The sequence below is a fragment of the Nocardioides scoriae genome (assembly GCF_900104965.1).
GTDB classification, from domain to species: domain Bacteria; phylum Actinomycetota; class Actinomycetes; order Propionibacteriales; family Nocardioidaceae; genus Marmoricola; species Marmoricola scoriae.
Genome location: NZ_LT629757.1, coordinates 2964490 through 2981441 on the forward strand (window position 1 = coordinate 2964490; position 16952 = coordinate 2981441).

Annotated in this window: 11 protein-coding genes and 2 pseudogenes; 6 read left to right on the forward strand and 7 right to left on the reverse strand. The window is 67.4% G+C overall.

Annotated elements, in window-relative coordinates:
• Positions 1-41 precede the first annotated feature (41 nt).
• The gene (locus BLU55_RS14060) at positions 42-1064 is read right to left on the reverse strand and encodes an AraC family transcriptional regulator (protein ID WP_091733948.1); all 1023 of its coding nucleotides are present in this window, start codon (positions 1062-1064) and stop codon (positions 42-44) included.
• 245 nt (positions 1065-1309) lie between these two features.
• Between BLU55_RS14060 and BLU55_RS14065 the strand changes: the two genes are divergently transcribed.
• Complete coding sequence (locus tag BLU55_RS14065) at positions 1310-2455, forward strand: acyl-CoA dehydrogenase family protein (RefSeq protein WP_091730856.1); 1146 nt, start codon at positions 1310-1312, stop codon at positions 2453-2455.
• Between the two features lie 799 nt (positions 2456-3254).
• Positions 3255-4013, forward strand: coding sequence for an alpha/beta hydrolase (locus tag BLU55_RS14075; protein ID WP_172833915.1), 759 nt, complete (start codon positions 3255-3257; stop codon positions 4011-4013).
• Positions 4014-4088: 75 nt separating this feature from the next.
• Here BLU55_RS14075 and BLU55_RS14080 read toward each other — a convergent pair whose 3' ends face one another.
• The 5 genes from BLU55_RS14080 to BLU55_RS14100 all read right to left on the reverse strand — a co-directional run bounded on the left by BLU55_RS14080 (position 4089) and on the right by BLU55_RS14100 (position 10953).
• A complete protein-coding gene (locus tag BLU55_RS14080; RefSeq protein WP_157682873.1) occupies positions 4089-5162 on the reverse strand; it encodes an alpha/beta hydrolase in 1074 nt (357 codons plus the stop codon).
• 63 nt (positions 5163-5225) lie between these two features.
• Positions 5226-6146 carry an alpha/beta hydrolase fold domain-containing protein gene (locus BLU55_RS14085; protein ID WP_157682874.1) on the reverse strand — a complete coding sequence of 307 codons (921 nt, stop codon included), beginning with the start codon at positions 6144-6146 and terminating at the stop codon, positions 5226-5228.
• Positions 6143-8449 carry a glycoside hydrolase family 3 C-terminal domain-containing protein gene (locus BLU55_RS14090; RefSeq protein WP_091730872.1) on the reverse strand — a complete coding sequence of 769 codons (2307 nt, stop codon included), beginning with the start codon at positions 8447-8449 and terminating at the stop codon, positions 6143-6145. The genes BLU55_RS14085 and BLU55_RS14090 overlap by 4 nt, the downstream gene beginning before the upstream one ends.
• Before the next feature lie 74 nt (positions 8450-8523).
• Positions 8524-9831 (reverse strand): MFS transporter, encoded by a 1308-nt coding sequence (locus BLU55_RS14095; RefSeq protein WP_091730875.1) that lies wholly within the window; start codon positions 9829-9831, stop codon positions 8524-8526.
• 84 nt (positions 9832-9915) lie between these two features.
• Complete coding sequence (locus BLU55_RS14100; RefSeq protein ID WP_091730877.1) at positions 9916-10953, reverse strand: DUF3068 domain-containing protein; 1038 nt, start codon at positions 10951-10953, stop codon at positions 9916-9918.
• A gap of 312 nt (positions 10954-11265) precedes the next feature.
• Here BLU55_RS14100 and BLU55_RS14105 point away from each other — a divergent pair, with 312 nt between their 5' ends.
• From BLU55_RS14105 to BLU55_RS19535, 4 genes and pseudogenes are all read left to right on the forward strand, one after another.
• Positions 11266-11862, forward strand: a complete 597-nt coding sequence (locus tag BLU55_RS14105; RefSeq protein ID WP_197680999.1) for a TetR/AcrR family transcriptional regulator — start codon at positions 11266-11268, stop codon at positions 11860-11862.
• Positions 11863-12058: 196 nt separating this feature from the next.
• Positions 12059-12676 carry a TetR/AcrR family transcriptional regulator gene (locus BLU55_RS14110; RefSeq protein WP_172833916.1) on the forward strand — a complete coding sequence of 206 codons (618 nt, stop codon included), beginning with the start codon at positions 12059-12061 and terminating at the stop codon, positions 12674-12676.
• 636 nt (positions 12677-13312) lie between these two features.
• Positions 13313-14224, forward strand: coding sequence for an SGNH/GDSL hydrolase family protein (locus BLU55_RS14115; protein ID WP_157682876.1), 912 nt, complete (start codon positions 13313-13315; stop codon positions 14222-14224).
• Between the two features lie 294 nt (positions 14225-14518).
• Positions 14519-14913, forward strand: a pseudogene (locus tag BLU55_RS19535) (leucine zipper domain-containing protein); the annotation flags it as partial.
• A gap of 629 nt (positions 14914-15542) precedes the next feature.
• On the opposite strand, the pseudogene BLU55_RS14130 reads toward BLU55_RS19535, so the two are convergent.
• A pseudogene (locus BLU55_RS14130) lies at positions 15543-16934 on the reverse strand (WS/DGAT/MGAT family O-acyltransferase); the annotation flags it as partial.
• Positions 16935-16952 lie beyond the last annotated feature (18 nt).

Sequence of the window (16952 nt, forward strand, 5' to 3'; positions counted from 1 at the left end):
TGACCTGACGCGACAAACAGACATCCTTCCACCCGACGACGTCAGGCCGGGACCGCCGGTGCCTGTTGCTGCCGTACCTGCGAGGGCGTCTGATCCCACCAGCGGCGGCAACACCGGGTCAGTGCGGACTGCTCGGAAAGGCTGAGGAGACCCGCTATCTGCGTGAAGGGCATGTCGGTTCTTCGCAGGTAGCGCAACGCCGCCTCCTTGCGGACTTCGTCGACGATCTCGACGAAAGTCGTGTCTTCCTGGAGCAACCGACGTTGCAGGGTCCGGGGGTGCATGTAGAGCAGGTGAGCGATCGCCCCGACGTTCACCTCGCCTGTGCCGAGCGCCTCCGCCACGGCGACTCGCACGCGCGCCGAGACCGTCGCGGTCAGGCTCGGCGTGAGGTGGTCGAGGTAGGCGACGGCCAGCTGTCGCAGGAAGTCGTCACGGCCCGCGACGGGCTGCCGCAACAACGAGGACGGCACCCGGAGCAGTCCGACGGGGCGCCGGAAACGCACCTCTGTCCCGAAGTACGCGCGGTACACCTCAGGTGCAGCCAGCGGCGCGTGAGGCAGATCGACGGTGCGAAGCCCGTAGGGCCCGTCAGTCAGCGCCTGCAGTGTGCCGTGCGCGAACCCGAGCCCCAGGTCGGTGACCTGGACGGGCACCGGCCCTCCGTCGGAGGCCGCGCTCCAACGGAGCCCGACGAGGCCGGCGTCCCCGTAGGGGTCGGGTTCCACCGTCAGCCCGACGGAGCGTGCATGCACCGACAGGTAGCGCGAACAGCACTCGAGTGCCTCGCCCACCGTGGATGAGGACTGCACAGCCAGAGCAAGGCCGCCGAGCATGGACAGGTCCTGGCGGTCCGCGACGCGCAGCCCCAGGTCCGGACAGTCCAGTTGCTTCGCCGCGATCTCCAACGCGGCGGCCACTGCTCGCCCGGGCACGAGCAGCTCGTCGGACCGCAAGGCCGCCGGATCGAGGCCGGCATAGGCAGCTACTGCCTCCGGGTCCCCGCCCAGTTCGAGCACCAGGGAGTCGAAACCGCGCAGAGCGGCAGAGCGCACCACCGACATGCGCCAAGAGTCAGCGTTCTCGATGGGTGAGTCAAACCCACCCACATCATCTTGTACGGTCCGGACGCTGTCGCAGTAGGTCAAGCGTGCGTCGCTCCAGGTCAAGTGCACGGGCGCAGTGGTGCTCACACTGAAAGGGCTAAGGGGAGGCCACCGGGGCACACCGGCAGCGGCCCGGCGTGCCGGGGGAGCCTCGGCCCGCCTGTGCCTATGCCAGACCACGACAGCTGACCAGGAGTTATGAAATGAAGCGCGACATCTACGACGAAGACCACGAAGCGTTCCGGGCATCAGTTCGCGGTTTCCTGAGGGGGTCGGTCACGCCGAACCTCGACCAGCACGTGACCGAGAAGGCCATTCCCCGGGAGTTCTGGCTCGACGCCGGCATGCAGGGGTTCCTGGGCCTAGAGATCCCCGAGGAGTACGGCGGCGCGGGCGCCGAGGACTACCGATTCAATGCTGTCGTCGCCGAGGAGCTGTCAAAGGTCAATGCCGCTCTCGGTTCCTGCTGGGGCATCCACGCCGACATCACGGCGCCGTACCTCGTCGAGCTCGGCACCGAGGAGCAGAAGCAGCGCTGGCTGCCCGGCGTCGCCGCCGGCGAGATCCTCCTCGCGATCGGCATGACCGAGCCCTCCGGCGGCTCCGACCTGGCCGCGCTCAAGACCACGGGTGTGCGCGACGGCGACCAGTGGGTCATCAACGGCTCGAAGACCTTCATCACGAACGGCTACTCCGCCGACCTGGTCATCACCGCGGTGCGAACGAGCCCGGAGAAGAAGGCGCGCGGCATCACCCTGTTCGCGATCCCAGCATCCGCCGAGGGCTTCAGCCGCGGACGCAAGCTCGACAAGGTCGGGCAGGACGAGGCCGACACCGCGGAGCTGTTCTTCGAGAACGTCCGGCTCACCGATGACCACATCATCGGCGAGGTCGACAGCGGCTTCATTCACATGATGCAAAAGCTCCCCCAGGAGCGACTCGGCTGCGCGATCTCGAACCTCGCGCACGCCAAGCAGATCCTCGAGGAGACGTTGCAGTACACCAAGGAGCGCACCGCGTTCGGCGCCCCGATCGGTAGCTTCCAGCACAGCAAGTTCCTACTGGCGGAGATGTTCACACAGGTCGACGTCAGCCAGGCTTACGTGGACCAGTGCGTTGCCGCCCACGACCGAGGCCAGCTGACCCCGATCGACGCCGCCAAGGCGAAGTTTTGGACCTCCGAGATCCAGAACAAGGTGATCGACCACTGCGTCCAGCTGCACGGCGGCTACGGCTACATGAACGAGTACCGCGTCGCCCGCGCCTGGCGCGATGCCCGCGTGTCCCGGATTTGGGCCGGGTCGAACGAGATCATGAAGGAGCTCATCGGCCGCGACCTCGGCCTCTGAGCTGTCTGCGATAACGCGACCCCCAAGGCGCCCCTGGCGCCTGGATCCACCAGGCCCCCTCCTGGCCCGTGCCGTAACCCGGCGCTGCGACAGCGTCCAACCCGTCAAACAGACGGGTGGGCAACGAGACCTGCAACCCCACTGACCGCCGCGCTCCCACCCTCGAGCTGCGCACCGACACTGGAGCACGTGTTGCACACCGAAGCCGACCCTCCCGCGACTCGGCCGACGCGCGCGCCCCGACAAGGCGAGTGGGCCCGGGCCGCGTGGAGGGTCGGCCTCGCCTGTTGCTCTTGATTGCCGCCCTCGTCGTGATCCTCGCGGTCGTACCCGCCGTCCGGCGCTCGGACAACTGGATCAGCACGGTCGCGACTGTCTTCATCTGGCCAACTTTCGGACCGTGGGTCGTCATCATCAGCGCGCTCGCCCTGATCGTGGCCGCCGTGGGGTATCGCAAGAAGCCCTACAGGCTCGCACTCGCTACCACCGCAGCGACCGCTCTCGCCCTGATCTGCGCCTTGATCGCGAACATCCACTTCATGGCGGCTGTCTCGCAGGCCGGCGGGTCGGTGAACCCGTTCCGCGGGCTGGCGCTGTCCTCGATGACCGAGGCAAAGCCGGACGAGTCCACGAAGTACCGCAACGCCGACGGCGACCTGCTCGACATCGACGTCTACCGCCCCGCCGGCGCCGCGCAGTCGGCGCCGGTGATGCTGTACATCCACGGCGGCGGGTTCATCGGGGGTTACCTCGACGAGACCTCCTCCGACCTCCGATGGTTCGCCGACCAGGATGGCTCATGCTCAGCGCGGACTACCGCCGCGCGACGCCGACCCAGCCCACGTGGGACAAGGTCCCTCAGGACGTTGCGTGCGCGTTGGTGTGGTCGACGCGCAACGCTGGCCGCTTCGGCGGCAACCCGAGCCAGCTCGCAGTCCTTGGGGACTCCGCGGGCGGCAATCTCGCCACGAACCTCACCTTGTCTGCGTCTTCCGGTAAAGCAGCAGGCGGCTGCGGGCCAGTACCGAAGCCAGACGCACTCGTCGCTCAGTACCCCCAGGTCGACGTAGCGGCTACGCGGGAGGCATTCGTGATTGGCGGCCCCGACACCGACCCGGAGCACCTGGTCGAGCTGTACATCGGCGGCACGATGGACGAGCACCCCGATCGGGTCAAGGCGATTTCGTCACAGACGTACCTGACCGACCAGGCGCCACCCACGCTGCTGATCGAGCCGGAGCGCGACGGCATCATTCGCACCGATGCCGTGCTCGGCTGGGCGAAGAAAGCCGAGGACGCCGGCGTCGACCTCACCGTCGCGAAGATTCCATTCGCCAACCACGTCTACAACCAACAGGCGTACAACTCCATCGGGAACCAGGCCCGCCGCACCATCACCCAGAACTACCTCGTGGACCAAGGCCTCACCAACCAAGGAACGCCGGTCCCGCCTATCTGGACGCACCTGACCCTGACCCTCAGGCACAGTCGCTCGGTCGGCAAGACCGAGGTTGCAAGGTGGAAGCGAACGGACCTGCGCGGGCTATGGCGGCGGTAGGCGTTCGCGGGCGACACGCCGGCCGTGTCGGGACCCTTGCCTGATGGACCCGGTGCGCCAGACCCGCAACCAGCTTCAGCTCGTCATGCCCGCCACCCCGCCGGTCAACCAAGTGCGAAGGCGGCGCACCGCCTCCTGGCCATCCGCGGTGCCTGGCCGGTCCAGCGGCGCGTGCTCGGACTCATCGAAGAGGTCGTGCCACACAGGAACTCCCGCTTCACCGATGCGGTCGGCAAATGGCTCGCTCGCACGCCGGAGGGTGTCGCGTCCGCAGGTCAGCACGTAGGTGGGAGGCAGCCCCGTCAGGTCCGCGAGGCCGGGAGCCACGTAGGGGTCATCCCAGGACGCGTCGCCGGCCCAGTTGCTGAACATGTCGCGCACCCATTCCTCAGAGACGACCTTGGGTGAGGAATCGAGCGCACTGCTGGCTTGGGGCGTGGCTGCTGGGAGGTTGCCTTGCAGCACCGGGTAGGCGAGGTAGAGGGACGCAGGCATCTGCTGGTCGGTGTCTCGCAGCCGCAGGGCAGCGCCCGCCACCAGGCACCCTCCGGCGCTGCCGCCGCCGAGGTGTAGCTGAGTCCGGTCGACCCCGAGCTGGTCGGCGTGCTCCACCGCCCAGCGCCAAGCTGTGAGGACGTCGTCCTGCGGCTTCGGGTAATGCACCCCGTTGATGCACATGCGGTAGTCGACCGACAGCACCGGTATCCCTGACGCGGCCAGCTCGATAGCGGGCCAGTGCGCCTCTTGCTGGTCCAGGCTCCCGATCACGAAGGCGCCACCGTGCACCCACACGAGTGCTGCCGTCGGCGGCGGCGCACCGGTCGGCGGGAGGTACAGACGTGCGCCGTGCAGACCCGCGTCTCTGCTCACCACGTCTTGGACTCGGACTCCGCGCAGCTCCAGCTGAGCAGCAACCAGCCGGTCCTGCCATCGGCGGCCGTCGGGAACGCCGCCAGCCGCTTCCACCAGGCGCAGGATGTCGCGGAACGGCGGCAGGCTGGAACTGACACCGCCCTTGGCGCCGTCCAGCAACCGCTCCCGCAGCGGTGCAGGAAGCGCCTTGACCACGCGAAGGCCGTACCCGATGGTGGCGAACAGTCGTCTTCCCTGCCCCGGGGGCAGTTGCTTCTCCAATGGCGTCTCGGTCACGAGGGGGATCTCCTTCGGTCGGCGGGGATGCTGCGGTGGGTGGCGACGCGTGGCCCGGCGGGGTCAGGGCATCCTGGTGTCGACGAAGTCGCGAAGACGTCGTCGGTATCGCCGACCCTCTGGTAGGGGTAGAGCCGTGAAGCCGTGGATTGCACCAGGCCACTCATCAAGGTCGACGTCTACGCCCGCAGCGGCCATTGCCCGGGCGACTCGGCGGGCGTCGTCCAGGAGCACGTCGTGGGTGCCGACTGGGATCCAGGTGGGTGGAAAGCCTTGAAAGGACCCCTGCAGCGCAGACACGGCCGGGTCCTGCAGGTCGCGGTCCCCTGCGAACCACGCCGCTTCCTGAACCAACTCCGACCGGCTCAGCAGGTCCTTGCCTAGGTTTGCGGTTGCGCTGGGCCCGCTCATCGACAGGTCCGCCCACGGAAACACGGCAACGGCCGCTGCCGGCATCGCCATCCCCTCCTGGAGAGCTCGTTGCAGCGTGAGGAGTAGCAGCCCACCTCCAGCCGATTCACCGCACGCCACGATCCGCTTCGGCCCGGGCGAAACCAGCAGTGCCCGGTAGACGGCGAGCGCATCATCGAGTGCCGCCGGAAAAGGATGCTCGGGAGCTAGCCGGTACTCAACGCTGACTATGTCGGGGCCGCCGTCTGCGCAAACCTCAGCCTGGGTCAGGGCTTGACGCGCCGAGCCGAGGGCGAAGGCTCCGCCGTGGAGGTAGAGCAGGGTCCCGCGTGTGCCGCCACCGGAGGACAGCCGCACTACTGGGACGCCACCGATTGTCTCCTCGGTGAGGGTGACACCCCGAGGAACGCGCATGAATCGTTCGACCCTGCTGTTGGCTTGCCGCTCGCGGGCCAGTTCGACCGGCGCGCCTTCTCGACGCCGTGCGCGCGCTCCGGCCAGCGCGCCCACCACCCGCATGGGCAGGCTCGGGCCAGGGTGGGCTGCGTCCCGTGGCACGAATGCGTCGGTCACGATGCGCCTTGGGTGGCCGCGGCTCCGGTCGCGGGACGGCTCAGCGCCAAGAGGTCCTGAAACATCGACAGCGGGACGGCGTCTCCAAGCATGTCGACGACCTTCTGCATCGGCATCGAGCCGATCATGCGGAGCAGTTCAGGCGTCGGGGCTGGGATGTTGCTGTCGCTGGGCACCCCGGTGGCCAGGGCGGTGAGGAGCGCCGGTCCGACCGTCGGGTGCGTGTGCCATTCCTCGACGGTGGAGTCGAACGTGAGCTCATGAGTCCACGCGTCGCCAGCGAGATCGACGGTCTGCTCGAGCTGCACGGTCGCGGCGTCCTGGCACACCTGAACGGTGTGAGCGCCTGGTGCGACGGCCCACCCGGCCCGCTCGACGTCCCAGTAGGCGAAGGCGCGGCGGTCCAGACGCACGGGCACGGTGCGAGCCTCACCCGGCTCCAGGTGGACCTTGGCGAATCCCCGCAGCTCGCGCACCGGTCGGCGTACCGGCCCCGCGGTGGTCGAGACGTAGACCTGAACGACGTGGGCGCCGGCACGGTCCCCAGTGTTCGTGACAGTCACTTTCGCCTCGACCGTGCCCGGGCCGGTGACTTCTGTGGACAACTCGCTGGTGGCGAAGGTCGTGTACGACAGCCCGTGCCCGAACGGGTAGCGGGCCTTGATGCCGACCGTCTCGTGCCACCGGTAGCCGACCATCACGCCCTCGCCGTAGCGCACGTGACCTTGCTCGCCGGGGAAGTTGACGTAGCTGGCGGTGTCGGTCAGCCGTGCGGGGACGGTCTCGGCGAGTCGGCCAGATGGATTAGTGACGCCGAACAGCAGGTCGGCGACCGCACCACCGCCGGCCTGACCGAGCAGGTGTGTCTCCAAGATGCCGTCCACCTCCTCGTGCCAGCCTTCGACGGCGACCACACCGCCGTTGGAAAGCACCACCACCGTGCGCTTGGCGGATCGAGCCACTGCCCGGATGAGCTCGACCTGGACGGTTGAGAGAGCCAGATCCGCGCGGTCGAAGCCCTCAGACTCATCAGGCTCAGCCAGCCCGGCGAACACCACCGCGACGTCGACCGAGCGCGCCACAGCAACGGCGGCCGCTTGAAGCATCTCCTCCGAGTTACCGGCCTTGCTGGACACGTCGGCTGAGGTGTAACCCGGCGTGAAGACGATCTCGCAGCCGTGCTCGGCGCCCCGAGCTTGGATCTCGGTCAGGGGGACGTCGACGCGGGTGGCGTTCACCCGGGAGCTCCCGCCGCCCTGGAAGCGGGGCGTGCGAGCGAACTCGCCGATGACGCCGATCCGGGCGCCAGGAGCAAGGGGCAGCGCGTCGTTGTTCTTGAGCAGTACAGCGCATTGCGCGGCAAGGGTGCGGGCCAGCGAATGATGCGCGTCAAGGTCGAGGTCGCCCGCTGTCCGAGCGTCGGACTCAGGGGCGTGCTCCGTGGTCTGACGGGTCAGGGCGAGGACTCGGTTGACCGCTGCGTCGACGATGCTCTCGTCAAGCGTGCCGTCGTTGACGGCTTCGACAATGCGGTGGCTGCTCTTTCCACCGGTGCCCGGCATTTCCAGGTCCAGTCCAGCGATGAGCGAGGCGACTGGGTCGTGGACGGCCCCCCAGTCCGAGATGACGGCGCCCTCGAAGCCCCACTCGTCTCGCAACAGGTCGGTGAGGAGCCACCGGTTCTCCGCGGCGTAGACCCCGTTGAGCTTGTTGTAGGCGCACATGATGGTCGCGGGAGCTGCCTCAGCAACCACCCGCTCGAATGCCGGCAGGTAGATCTCTCGCAGGGTGCGCATGTCGACGTCGGCGCTGACGCGCATCCGCTCGGTCTCCTGGTTGTTGGCCGCGAAGTGCTTCAACGCAGCCCCGACACCCTGCGCCTGTTGTGCGCGCACATGCGCGGTCGCGAGGACACCAGCTAGCAGCGGATCTTCGGAGTAGTACTCGAAGTTGCGCCCGCACAGAGGGGAGCGCTTCATGTTCACGCCCGGTCCCAGCACGACGTGAACCCCCAGCGCCCTTGCCTCTCGGCCTACTGCCTCGCCGATCTGCTCGGCCACATCGGGATCCCAGCTAGACCCGACGGCAACCGCAGGCGGGAAGCAGGTGGCGGGCTGGCTCGTGTTCTCCCCGAGGTGATCGGCGGCTGCTGCTGCCTGCCGCCGCACGCCGTGCGGACCGTCGGTAAGGACGATCGAGGCGACGTCGGCCCGATCGATAGGCTGGGTGGTCCAGAAGTCACGACCAGACAGAAGGCCGGCCTTCTCCTCCAAGGTGAGGTCACCGGCGTGAACGTGGGTCATGGTGCAACTCCCTGCAGGACGGGACGTGGTCCCTGCCGGTGTGGCAGGGGTGGAGGCGGCGGGTAGGGCCGGGCTCAACGGACGGACTTGATGGGCAGAATGGCAAGTGCGCCGATGACGGAGATGACGATGCCGAGCGGGAAGATCGCGGAGTACCCGAGGGTGCTCACCACAGTGCCCGCGACAGCGGCCGCCAGCGCTGAGGGAAGCGCCACGGCGATGTTCAGCACCCCGAGGTAGCGGCCATTGTCCTCAGTGCTGGGCAGCACCTCCGACAACAGCGCCTGATCGACCGCGAGGTACGCACCAAACCCGAGCCCGGCCACCAGCGCGTAGATGAAGAAGCCGGTCACGGTCGGCATGAGCCAAGGCGCGATGAGCGACGCGCCGATCAGCAGTCCAGCGACGACCGCGACCGGCTTGCGACGACCGATTCGGTCGCTGAGTGGGCCGCCAAGGACGGTGCTGAGCAGTGTCGCGCCCAGTGCGGTGAGCGCCAGCAGGGGCAGGACATCCACTGCCTCATCTCCCAACCCGACGTAGTCCTGCAGCAGGAAGAGCTGGAAGGTGTTGACGAGGTAGAAGCCCATCAGTGTCATCAACCGGCCGAGGAAGCCGAACGCGAAGTCGGGGTGCTGGCGCGGGCTCACCCAGAAGGTGCGCAAGAGCATCGACCAGTGCATCGGTTCGCGGGGCGCCTCGCGGTTGTCGTGGTCGGGGTTGAACCGCACCAGTCCGACGCCGGCAAGGACGATCATCACAGCAAGGATGCTGTAGCCCACGAACGGCGCGGACGAGAGGACGGCGCCAACCACTTGGCCACCGAGCACACCGAAGAGGACGCCGAGACCCGCCACGGCTGAGAACAGACCCCGGACTCCCCGCGGGACCCGGTCCGGCATGATCGCGGTCTTCGGGCCCAGGTACAGGTTGAGTGCCACGTTGAGAAAGATGTAGACGATGACCAGACCGACAAGGCTGCTCATCCCGCCTAGCACGACGAGGGCAATGGCAGCGCCCAGCGCACCGCTGACCATCCAAGGTGCCCGTGCTCCGCGCTTGCTGCGAGTCCGGTCCGACAGGAGCCCCGCTACCGGTTGGGCGACCATTCCCGCTACTGCACCCAACGCCGCGGCGAACGCCAAGTTGGCGGCCTTGTTCGCAGGGTCGAGTTGCTCGATCTGCAGTGGCAGCAGGACTGCGTTCACCGCTCCGATGCAAACGTAGGCACCAAAACTTGCCAAGCCGTACCAGACCAGGAGGCGGCGGAGGCGGCCCGTGACCTTGAACCGTTCGATGCTCTGGGGATCGAAGCCTTCAGGGCTCAGTGATGTGGAGACACTCGAGCTCGACGATGTTGCGGACGGAGGGGTGTGCTGCATGGTGACCTCGACAGATCGGTAGACGGGCGAAGCGACAGCGGCCAAGGTGGCCGATGGGCGGCGGCTTGGCGCACCAGCCGGGGCTCAGGCGTCCTGAGTCGCGCGGGTCTCCATCTCGGCCGGTGCGCGGTGGGTTGCGGCCGCCCGACGGCGGCGCCGCCACACCAGAACGCCTGCGAGTACGAGCAGGAGCAGCCCCCCTGCTACGCCGACCAGCGGGGCGGTGACGCGCAGCAGGTGCAAGCTGGACGCGGTTTCCTGAGCGTCCTTCGCACCCAGCGCGATGTCCTCGTCGGACACGGCGAACTCGCCCTTGGTGATGGTGATGACACGCTCGCCATCCAGTTCCGCGTAGGTGTCGAGCTTTGACTTGCCGCCGATGACGAGGCCCGTCTCCGGCTCGATGATCAGGGTGCCAGCGGAGGAGAAGACGCGGTCGGTGGTGACCGTCGACTCTTCGCTGCCGGCGAGTGACCCGGGCAGGTCGAGTTCACCGACCACCGTCGGCGGGACGGCCGTCTGGTACTCAAAGGCGCGAACTCCGGCCACCTTGGTCTCGCCCACGTACTTGGCCGTCACGGTCTTCTCAAGCGTGCTGTTCCAGAACTCGTACGACTTCTTCTGGGCGTTGAAAGGCAGCTTGACGATGTAGCCGGCGAACGGCACGTCATCGACTACCTCGCCGCTGCTTTCCTTCATGCTGCCGCTCCAGGTCACGAGCTCGCCGGTCCGCTCGTCGATCGCGTAACGGGTGAGTTCGCCGGACAACGGCAACTCGTTCGCGCGGCAGTCTTTGCCACCGTCGGGGTAGTCGAAGTCGGTCGGGTCCGAGCACACGTACGCCTCGACGGCCAGAACGTCGCGGCCCGTCTCGCGACGTGCCGCCCCGGTGTCATCGGGTTGGGCCACGACGCGGGTGACGTTGGTCAAGGACCCGGTCACCTCGGCCAGCTTGGCGATGCTGAAGTAGGTGGCCGGTGCCCCTTCGACGGAGCGGGCGATCACGGTCGCGTTGGTGTCGGCGGGGATGACGGCCAGCTCTGGGTAGGCGTACGTGCGGGAGAGCACCCCAGCAGTGATCAGTAGCGACCCGAGCATGATGAGGACGTAGATCTTCTTCAAGGGTTCTCCAGGAGTGGCGTACACCGAGGGCGATTGGTCGGTGACGAGGCGGGTGATCAGGGACGAGGCACCAGAGCGCTGTGGCTGTCATCACAAACCGTACGATGTTTGGTTTTCGTCGTCAATGACTTCTCGGCACCCGATCTGAACGGCTAGCCGCATGCGAGGGCATTTGCGCACCCGGACGTGGTTTGCCGGGGTGTGGGCCGGCCGCCCATCACGGCTCAGAGGACGTCGTGACGGCCGCCACAGGGGCATGTGTGCGCGTATCGCCCCCCGACTGGCCTCAGCGCACGGACGTAGCATCGGGGCGTGAACGCTGTCGTGCGCCGTTATCCCAAAGGGGTGGCGAAGCGTGCCGTGATCCTCGAGGCCGCCCTGGATGTGCTCGAGAGGGAGGGCGAGATGGGCGCCTCGTTGCGCACCATCGCCAGGGAGGCCGACATCAGCTTGGCCGGACTGCTCCACTACTTCCCGTCTCGCGACGGTCTCTTCACAGAGTTGCAGCACGAATTGGACCAGCGCGCGATCGATACGTACTTCGCCGGCTTCACCTCTGAGGACCCAGGGTCGCTGCTCGGCGCAGTGATGCAGGCCATCGTGGAGCGCCCCGCGTTGGGGATGCTGCACCTGATGCTCGCGACCGCAGCCCTCAGGCCCGGCCACCCGGTTGCCACCTACTTCGAGGAGCGGTACGCGCGCATCCACCAGGTGTTCGCAGATCACGTGCGTGCGCTGCAGTCCGCCGGTCACGTAGACACGGACCGCGACCCGGAGTACATCGCCACGGCGATCATTGCCGCCGCTGACGGCATCCGCTTCCAGTGGCTCTCGAACCGTTCCATCGACATGCCCGGTCACGTGCTGCGAACCTGGGACATGCTTCTAGGACGCTCGTCCCAGAACTGAATCAACGCCAGCACCACCACTCGCCGGCACTGCGGAAAGGTGGCGCACCCTGGAGCACCCCATCTCGGCAGGCTCGGGTCAGAGGTTGGGACCGCACGGGATGGTCGACGTCACGCGTCGAAAGGGCCGAACCCAATTGGCCGGTTGAGCGGCTCAACGGCCTCATTCCCGGGACTTGCCCACCTACGATCGAGCAGTGCCAAACACACAACCCGCCTCCCGCCCACGGGGGCCGTACGCGAAGTCTCGCGCCGTCCAGGCGGACATCCTCGACCAGGCTGTCAGCGTCTTCACGAAGCGCGGGTTCCACGGAACGTCGATGCGGGACATCGCCGCAGCAGCAGGGCTGACACCGCCGGGCTTGACCCACCATTTCGGTGACAAAGCTGAGTTGCTGATGGCCGTACTGGCCAGACGGGATGCCGCGAGCGCCGAGCGCCTGAACACCGCCGATGACCAAACGACGGCTGAGAAGCTGCGAGACGTCGCAAAGAACAACCGAGACGACCCCGATTCCGCCCGCCTGTTCACGACCCTGGCAGCCGAGGCGGCTGATGCTGGTCACCCCGCGCACCAGTGGTTCCAGGACCGGTACAGGCACGCCAGGGCGCTCGTCGTAACGGCGGTCCGCACCGGTCAAGAGCGGGACGAGCTGCGCCAGGACGTTGCTCCTGAGGCTGTGGCGGACCTGATCATTGCCGTCCTGGACGGTCTCCAACTTCAATCTCAACTGGACTCAGGGGTAGACACCGACCCCGCCCTGGAGGCCCTCCTGACGTTGCTGCACCCCGGACTGGACAGACCCGCGGACTGAACGTCCAGCCCGACAACCGGAAGCCGGCGGAGGTGCATGTGGCACCGCGGGCCACCCCTGTCTCGGCACGAGCAGCCGTCCGACGGCGACACAACCAAGAACCGACCCGCCTTGGCTCCTGGCGGCGCGGTCGCGCGGCTAGGTCTGGGGATCGGGTCCGAGGCTGGGTCCGGCGAACGGTTGCATGTGGCCCTAGGACAGCGCGCAGCACGCTCGGCGTCGAGAGGCTCCTGGGGCCAGCAGCACTGTACGAACGGGCTGCTGGCGCGGTCGATCGGGGTCTTGGTCGGGTTGCGGTTGAACTGCGCCGCGGCTAGGAGGTAGTGGTCTAGGCACCGGCCACGAATGCTTTACCGATGAACGGTTTTCATGCCACAGTGGCGCCCATCACACGCCCCCACCGGCCCACTCGGCCCGACTGGTCCCACCCAAACTTGCTCGCACCCACCTCAGCCGCGGCTACCTGCCGGCGGCGTGCACTCGACACGAGGTGGCGGGGCGCATGTGCCGCATCCCCTCGCCAGCTCTGCAGCGCAGCCGAGCCCGAGTGCGTGACCCGCGCCCCGGCCGACCTGGGTGCGTCCCCTCGTTCCTGGTCGGGCAGTCCGGCCAGGCCTCGCCGTTTGGAGTCAATCAGTGAACAGTTCACGCAGCCTGAAGAGAATCGCGACCATCAGTGCCTCGGGATGCGTCGCGGCGGTGGCAGCGATCCTGTCCTCGCCCGCAGCCGCGATCGCCGCAGCCCCGACACCGGTTCCCGTAGGCGCCGAGTACGTCGCCCTGGGTAGCTCGTTTGCCTCCGGGCCGGGAGTCCCGACCACCCTCGACCCGTTCTGTGCCCGGTCCAGAGGTAACTACGCTCACGTCCTGGCCAGCGGGCTGCAGCTCCAGCTGACCGACGTGACGTGCGGAGGTGCCACCAGTGACAACATCGTCAGCACCTCACAGAAGCTCCCCATCGGAGGCCAACGCGCTCCGCAGATCAACGCCGTCACGGCCAATGCCGACCTCGTGACGATCACCATCGGCGGCAACGACGTCAACTACATCGGCGACCTGTACCGAAACTCGTGCCAGGCGCCCAACAACGCCCCTATCCCGGCGATCTTCGCGTCGGCGTGCACCCCGGCTAACCCGGCCGCCACGCAAGGGGCGCTCTCCGTCGTGCAGTCGAAGATCGTGGCAACGGTGCAGGCCGTTCAGGCCAAGGCGCCCGAGGCTCGCATCGTCTTGGTCGACTACACGACGGTGCTGCCGCAGAACGCGAAGCCGTGCACTGCCCTGCCGTTGACGACCGAACAGATCAAGTACTCGCTGGACGTGGCCCGTCAGCTTCAGCTGGCCACGAAGCACGCGGCTCAGCAGTCGGGCGCGGAGCTTGTGGAGCTCTCGAAGGCCAGCCGGGGCCACGACGTGTGCTCGGACGACCCGTGGGTCACCGGCTGGGAGTTCGGCCCGGACTTCCTGTTCGGCGGGAAGGTCCCCTACCACCCGAACGCAGCCGGCATGCAGGCCGCTTCGGACCTGATCGCCGCACACCTGAGCTGAGGCGCACCGTGGGCGGGAGAACGCTGTCCCGCCCACGGCGAAGCGCGACCGAACGCGTGCCCGCTGTAGGTGTGCAGCGCCAACCAGCGCAACCTGTTCGGCCGGTGGCCAGCTGGAGGTCGACGTCTTCAGCGGCCGTCGAACCGGGCCGTCAGCCAGCACCGAGCCGCACTGAAGACTCGTCGTAGTTGTCACGCCCAGAGTCGTCGTGGGCAGCGGCCTGAGTGCTGGATAGGTGAAGGCCTTCGGTCGCGAAGGCCGCTGTCTGGACCGCTGACCAGCCAGGAGGCTTTCGTGCCCCACGCAAACGCTGCCCTGACCGAGCTCGCTCGTCTGCGGCTGGCCAGGATGATCGTCGAGGACGGCTGCAGCGCCGCTCACGCGGCCGACATGTTCCTGGTCAGCCCCGCGACCGCACGCAAATGGGCTCAGCGGTACCGCGACGGCGGTGCCGAGGGCATGACCGATCGCAGCAGCCGCCCACACCGCTTGCCCGACCCGAACCGACCCCCGGACACTGCGTCGGATCGTGGGGCTGCGGAAGCGACGACGCCTCGGACCTCTACGTCAGTAGTGACCTCGGAACGCCGGCCTCGACGGTCCGCGCAGTACTGACCCGGTGCCGGATCAAGCGACTCAGCCTTGACGACCGGGTCCCCGGCGAACCGCTGCGCCGCTATGAGCGCCCGACCCGGTCTCGGTGCCCCACGTCGCCGTCTAGGTGGGCCCCTTCACCACGTTGTTGTTGACATGCCTACGGCAGCCGGACGCGTGCAGCATCGAGCAAGATGCCCGCGTACTCGACTGCGACGTCGGTCTCTGCCGTCGAGGGCTCGTGCGCGCGGTAGTACCTATCGTTCCGGTTTCGCCGCACTACATCGACGTGGGCGGCTGCCTCGCTGGGTGGCGGCGTGTTGAAGTTAGCTGCAAGAAAGTGCGACTGCTTCGTGCCGCCCCTCGCCACGGGTCGTGCGGTACCCGTAGGCCGAGAGCATGGCCTCGCCAACGTCGTGCATTGCCGCGTACGCCAGGTCGTGCCTGACTAGGACAGTCTTGACGACCTGCACGTCGCTCATGGCGGCCTCGGCGTTGGAGAGGAACGAACGCGCTCGCGTCTCATCCTCACCGCCGACGGACCGGCAGCTGCTGCCGCAGCCGCGCCTCGCGCGCCGCATGCACCGACTCGCCATCAAGCCCCGGTAGACCGTGCCCTGCCAGCCACCGGCCAACGCCGGGATCGAACGCGTCCACCGCACCCTGCGTGACGGCTGGGGCTACCGCCGCTGCTACCCCTCAGCCCCCGGATCGTGTGACGGGTCTACACCGTCAACTTCGCCACGGCGTCTTCGAGATCCTCGAGCGCTTTCGACGTGTGCACCGCCAGCCGTTGCAGGTGCGGCACGGCGTCGCGACAGCCCACGAAGCCAACGTTCATCGCGCCGTCGTAGCTGAGGCAGGTGATGTTGAGCGCCATGCCGTGGGCCGGGATCGAGACGGGAAAGTAGTTCTCCAAGCGAGCACCCCGCAAGTAGAGGGTTTGCTTAGGCCCGGGAACGTTCGACACGCACAGGTTGAACGTGGCTGGGGTGATGCCGCTGGCACCCACCATGGCTCCGGCCGTCTGAAGAGCCGACGGCGCTAGGAGATACCCGCTGTAGGCGAGCATCGCGGCTTGTGTCATGTCGTTCATCTGAGCCTTGGCCTGCGTGGTCGAAGCGATGATCGCCTTCAAGCGTTCTCCGGGGTCGGCGATGTGCGTGCCCATCGGCGCGAGCGTGGCACCTACCCGCACCCCTCCGCCCTCATCTCCCTTGGGCCGAATGTTGACCGGCAAGAATCCGACGAGGGACCTCTTCGGCAGCTCGCCCATCTCCTCGAGGTAGGTACGTAACCCGCCCCCGAACACCGCCATGGCTACGTCGTTGAGCGAACCGCCGCTCGCCGACGCCACCGCCTTGAGTCGGTCCAGCTCAAACTGTGCCGTCGCAAACCGACGGTTGCGGCCGGTACGCCCGTTGAACATCGACTTCGGGGCGCGGAGACCGGGGACCAGGGCCGAGTGCTCGGCGCGTCGGCTCAGCTGGAGTCGGAGCACGGCTTTGGTCACCGCTGCCGTCGAACGCACGGTGCCCCCGGCCAAGGCCGTCGCATCCCACGCGGTGCTCACCAGTCCCCCCACAAGCGAACTGCGATCGTCGCTCGTACGCCCGCGAGAACGCGGCTTCAGGGAGAAGAACATCGGATGGGTGCGGTCGTCAGGCGTCGTCGCCAAAGCGCGCTGCAGCAGCTTCACGCCGGTGTAGCCGTCGACGAGCGAGTGGTGAATCTTGATGTAGACAGCGAACCGCCCGCCACTCAGACCTTCGATGATGTGCAGTTCCCACGGCGGGCGAGAGAAGTCGATGGGGTTGCTGTGCAGCCTCGACACGAGAACCCCGAGTTCTCGCTCATCGCCCGGAGTCGCGAGCGCCGACCGCCGCACGTGGTAGTCGATGTCGAACTTGTCGTCGGTCACCCAGTAGTGAAGCGGGTTCAGCAGCAACCGTGGGGTGGCGAGCTTGCGGTTCCAGGGCGCTTCTACCGGCGACTCCTGCATCTCACGATGAAGCTCGCGAACGAATTCAGGACCCGCCCCGTCGGGCAACGTGAAGTACTTGAGGCCCGCCACGTGCATCTTCGTGTCCGCTGACTCCAGGTACAGGAACATTGCGTCAGTGGGGGAACGCGC

Coding starts and splice junctions, on each gene's coding strand:
- BLU55_RS14075 (WP_172833915.1), top strand. CDS start 3,255: ATGCTCAGCGCGGACTACCGCCGCGCGACGCCGACCCAGCCCACGTGG.
- BLU55_RS14090 (WP_091730872.1), bottom strand. CDS start 8,449: ATGACCCACGTTCACGCCGGTGACCTCACCTTGGAGGAGAAGGCCGGC.
- BLU55_RS14060 (WP_091733948.1), bottom strand. CDS start 1,064: ATGTCGGTGGTGCGCTCTGCCGCTCTGCGCGGTTTCGACTCCCTGGTG.
- BLU55_RS14065 (WP_091730856.1), top strand. CDS start 1,310: ATGAAGCGCGACATCTACGACGAAGACCACGAAGCGTTCCGGGCATCA.
- BLU55_RS14095 (WP_091730875.1), bottom strand. CDS start 9,831: ATGCAGCACACCCCTCCGTCCGCAACATCGTCGAGCTCGAGTGTCTCC.